Below are 3,780 nucleotides of genomic sequence, written 5' to 3' on the forward strand. Positions count from 1 at the left end.
CCACGTCTCTGGCGGCTCCCAGCGGCTGGGGATCCTACGCTACGCCGTCACCGAGATCCTCGAGACGAACCTCGAGCAGGTGGTGCGCGCCAAGGCGGCCGAGGCCTACCGGGCCCTCCGCGTCCCCGTCATCGTCGAGCATGGAGCGCTCTGCATCGACTTCCTCAACGGCATGCCCGGCGCGCTCGTGAAGCCGACGTGGATGGCGCTCGGGGAGCGGATCTGCCTGCTCGTCCCGCCCGGGGAGCAACGCACGGGCAGGGCCCTGAGCGCGCTCTCCTACTGCAACGGGCGCAAGCGCGAGGTCATCCTCCGCGAAGTCAAAGGCGTGATCGCGCTCTCACCCCGAGGCACCCAAGGCTTCCACTGGGATCCCGTCTTCATCCCCCAAGGAGAGACACGGACGCTCGCCGAGATGCCGATCGACGAGAAGCTGCGCACCTCCGCCGCGGGGCAGGCCTACGCCGAGCTGCGCAAGCACCTGGGGCTGTAGCGGTGCGCCTCCACGCTCACCCCACCCCGCGGCTCAGGAGGCCCGCCGGATGGAAGGACGGGCCGAGTTCGTCAGCTCCAGCTGCTTGGCGCGGTAGAGCTTCTCCAGATCGCTCCGCTCCTGGTCGTTGATGCGCCCGGCCGCGCGAGCCTCCTTGATGCACATCCCCACCTTGCGGAGCGACCGGGCATCCCTTGCTCCGGCAATGCCTCGGGCCAGGTTGCTGCCCTCGCCCCAGGTGAGCGGCACGGGGGCAGTCAGCGGCTCGCTCCGGCCCGGCCCGAAGTCGAACGTGGGCCCCGGCTCGGCCACGGCCAGGATCGGAGAGGCAGAGGCATCCAGGCTGCCAGCCTCCCCAGCACCCTCCGCGCGAGGAGGGCTCGCCGAGGCCCCGCCCAGCTCCGGCAGCGAGAAGTCCTCCACGTCCTGGGTGAACATGTCCGAGCAGCGCGCGAGCGCGATGGCACCATCCACCTGGGCACGCTTCTTCGCCATCTTCATGATGGTGTTGTCCAGATCCGCGATGTCCTCGTTCAGCACGCGGCCCACGGTCTGGCTGGTGATCCGCTCATCCCCGGCGACGTACTTCTCTCCGCAGCCGCCCTTCTTCTTGAAGCAGATCCACCCGCCGCCGTACTCGCTCTTGCCCTGGATGATCGTGTCCTTGCCGCAGGCGGGGCACTTGCGGTGCGCCAGGCGCCAGCGGAACCGGCTCTCCCGGCTGTTGGCCGAGCCGTAGCCCTCCGCAAGCACCGCGCCGAGCTCCCGGCTGATGATGCGGCAGCGGAAGGTGTACTTGAAGAAGCCGGTCTCGAAGTCCTCGTGGCAGAACTCCGGCACCAGGGTGAACTCCGGGGTGCAGCTGAACAGATCGATCAGCTTCTCCGCGCCGGGCTTGAGCAGGGTTGGCTTGTCCGTGCCGGGGATGCGGCCGAAGTCGGTGCCCTCGGCCATGCACTGCCTCACATACTGCGCGAGGAACTGGTGCTGCTCACGCTCCTCCTTCAGCAGCTCGGCCGAGAGCTGCGCGCGGCGGGGAGCCGGCACCACTGTTTCGCTGCGAACCATCTCACCCTGCATGGAGACCTCCGTGCTGATGCCTTCATTTCTAATGCAGGGGTCTGACGTTCACGCTCCCAGTAGGAGCGCGCCACACCCCCAGAGGGGCCTCCACCGCCCTGGAAACAAGGTCTTGGCCCTCCAAAGTGGTTCGGCTCGGCCCGCCGGTGGTAGGGTGCGCGCGCCATGGCCAAGTCCCCCTGCCCCCTGTCGCTGCCCCAGTTCCAAGAGAAGGCTGAGCCGCTGAAGGTCATCATCAACGGCCAGGAGATGCTCGCCGAGGTGAAGGCGTTCTCCACCGGCTCGTTCGGCTGGTACATCAACGGCAAGACGACCGTCACCGTCGACGGCAAGCTGCTGTCGGTGCAGATCGGCATGAACCTGACCGTCGTCGGCTCGAAGGAAGCCCCGCGCTGAGCAGCCCCGGGGCCTTGGGCGTGTCCACGGCCCCGTGAGCCCACGGCGCCTCAGCTCTTGCGGCGCCCGAAGAGCCGGCTGAAGAACCCCTCCCGGGGCTCCTCCTCCTGGGGAGCGGCGGCTGAGGCCTCCTGGTTCTTTTCGACGGCCCGGACGACCCCGCAGATCTTCCCGTCCGAGACGATCAGCGGCGTGGGGGAGATGGGCTCGGAGCCGTTCTTCGAGTGCTCGGTGGCCAGGATGTCCATCAGTCCGCTCATCACGTGCGGGGGCGAGCGCACATCCGCGATGAACAGCAGGCCCTTGCGCGGCACTCCCGCGACGAGCAGCGGGCTCTGGAAACGCTCGTGCATGCCGCGCATGAAGTCTCCATCCAGCAGCTTCTCGGCGGCGAAGTAGCTGCCCGACACCACGAGCATCTTCCCCTCGCTCTCGCCGATCTCCTCGACCTCGACCTCCACCGCCTTCAGGTTCTCGACCGCCTGCGCGTGCAGCGCGTCCACCTCGTGCTCGCGCGTGCCGTCCTTGACGAAGATGGCGAAGGAGTTCGGCATGTCCTCGCCATAGGCCACCCAGGGCACCTCGGCGGCGGTCTTCTCCGCGTCCAGCACTGGCCGGCACACCGTCTTCTCCTGGCCAGCCCAGCCTGGAGACTTGAGCGTGAGCAGCACCCACGTCGGCTGGGCCTGCCGGTTCACATGGTCATCGGCCATGCGCAGCAGGTGCACCAGGCTGTCGCGCTCGCCGTTCTGCAGGAACCGCTCGGCCCGCCCCACCGCGTTGATGCGCGGGCTCTCATCTCCTCCCGGAGCCAGGTGGAAGATGAAGGGGAGCGTCGCCATGCCCGACCCTTCCATCCACCGGCCTCCGCACTTGCCCCGCAGGAGCTCCCCGGCGACAGCGGCCAGCTCGACCACCCGGGACCAGTGTCCCATCTCGTCATCCTCCGGCCCCGGAGCATGGAGGTGCTCCTGCTCCAGCTCGGCCAGGGCGCGCTCCTCCAACGGCAGATCGCGCTGGCGGAGCACCCTCCTCGCCAGCCTGCGGAAGGCCTCCTCCGCCAGTTCCCCGGGTGTGCCCAGCACTCCCTCGTAGATGTGATCCTGATCGTTGATCTGGATCCGGCCGCCGGCCGCCACCACGGCGCGCTGGAGGAAGTCCGGGGGCCGCTCGGAGCAGACGTAGAACACCCGCACGCCCCCCTCCTGCTCGCCCATCAGCCGCGCATTCAGGACCCGGGTGAGCGCGAAGAGGATGGAGACCTCCTCCTCCTGCTGGATCTCCGCGGCGGAGCGATGGTCAGTCTGGACGAAGTGCTTCTGTCCCGAGGTCTTGTCCTGCGTGACAATGTCGATGCGGTCGAGACTGCTGAACATCCGGTCTCCAAAGCACAGGCAGGCAGGGAAATACAACGTCAGCTGATCCAGCTCTCCCTTGCCTAGCCTCGCTCCGTCGAGACGCTCAATGCCTCGTAGAGCCCCGCCGAGACTCGACGAAGGCCCAGGTCCTCGGCCAGTCGCACGGCCCGGGCGTTCTCGGGTGACGTTCGCGCCCAGATCCGCCGAAGCTGCAGCGTCTCGAAACCGAAGGCGATGATCGCCCGCGAGGCCTCGTGGGCGTAACCCTGGCCCCACTGCGCCGGATCCAGCTCACAGCCCCACTCCGCATCCTCTCGGTCCGGGGAGTCCTTCCGAACCCCGCACGTTCCGATGAGCGCTCCGCCCAGCGTCATGGCCAGCTGGTACTTCGTTCGAGGTAGCTCCTGAGCCCACCGGCAGAGCAGCTCCACGAACACGCGAACGTCGTCGCTC

General features: G+C 68.1%; 5 protein-coding genes. 2 read left to right on the plus strand and 3 right to left on the minus strand.

The genetic code is table 11. The features are described from left to right. Positions 1 to 493: non-canonical purine NTP pyrophosphatase (locus tag VD972_RS38910; RefSeq protein ID WP_324993932.1), on the plus strand; the 493-nt coding region annotated here is incomplete at its 5' end. A 33-nt stretch (positions 494 to 526) separates the two neighbouring features. Here the strand turns inward: VD972_RS38910 and VD972_RS38915 are convergent. Then, positions 527 to 1,561, minus strand: coding sequence for a hypothetical protein (locus tag VD972_RS38915; RefSeq protein WP_324993934.1), 1,035 nt, complete (start codon positions 1,559 to 1,561; stop codon positions 527 to 529). Between the two features lie 177 nt (positions 1,562 to 1,738). On the opposite strand from VD972_RS38915, the gene VD972_RS38920 reads away from it, so the two are divergent. After that, on the plus strand, positions 1,739 to 1,969 hold the full coding sequence (locus VD972_RS38920) for a hypothetical protein (protein ID WP_324993936.1): 231 nt from the start codon (positions 1,739 to 1,741) through the stop codon (positions 1,967 to 1,969). Positions 1,970 to 2,019: 50 nt separating this feature from the next. On the opposite strand, the gene VD972_RS38925 is transcribed toward VD972_RS38920, so the two are convergent. Continuing rightward, the gene (locus VD972_RS38925) at positions 2,020 to 3,345 is read right to left on the minus strand and encodes a hypothetical protein (protein WP_324993938.1); all 1,326 of its coding nucleotides are present in this window, start codon (positions 3,343 to 3,345) and stop codon (positions 2,020 to 2,022) included. 62 nt (positions 3,346 to 3,407) lie between these two features. Then, the coding region (locus tag VD972_RS38930; RefSeq protein ID WP_324993940.1) for a GNAT family N-acetyltransferase at positions 3,408 to 3,780 on the minus strand (373 nt) is incomplete at its 5' end.

The organism is Hyalangium sp., from assembly GCF_035629615.1.
In the GTDB taxonomy this organism is placed as follows: domain Bacteria; phylum Myxococcota; class Myxococcia; order Myxococcales; family Myxococcaceae; genus Hyalangium.

Excerpts from the sequence above, each read along its gene's own strand:
- VD972_RS38915 (WP_324993934.1), bottom strand. The coding sequence starts at position 1,561 with ATGGTTCGCAGCGAAACAGTGGTGCCGGCTCCCCGCCGCGCGCAGCTC.
- VD972_RS38920 (WP_324993936.1), top strand. The coding sequence starts at position 1,739 with ATGGCCAAGTCCCCCTGCCCCCTGTCGCTGCCCCAGTTCCAAGAGAAG.
- VD972_RS38925 (WP_324993938.1), bottom strand. The coding sequence starts at position 3,345 with ATGTTCAGCAGTCTCGACCGCATCGACATTGTCACGCAGGACAAGACC.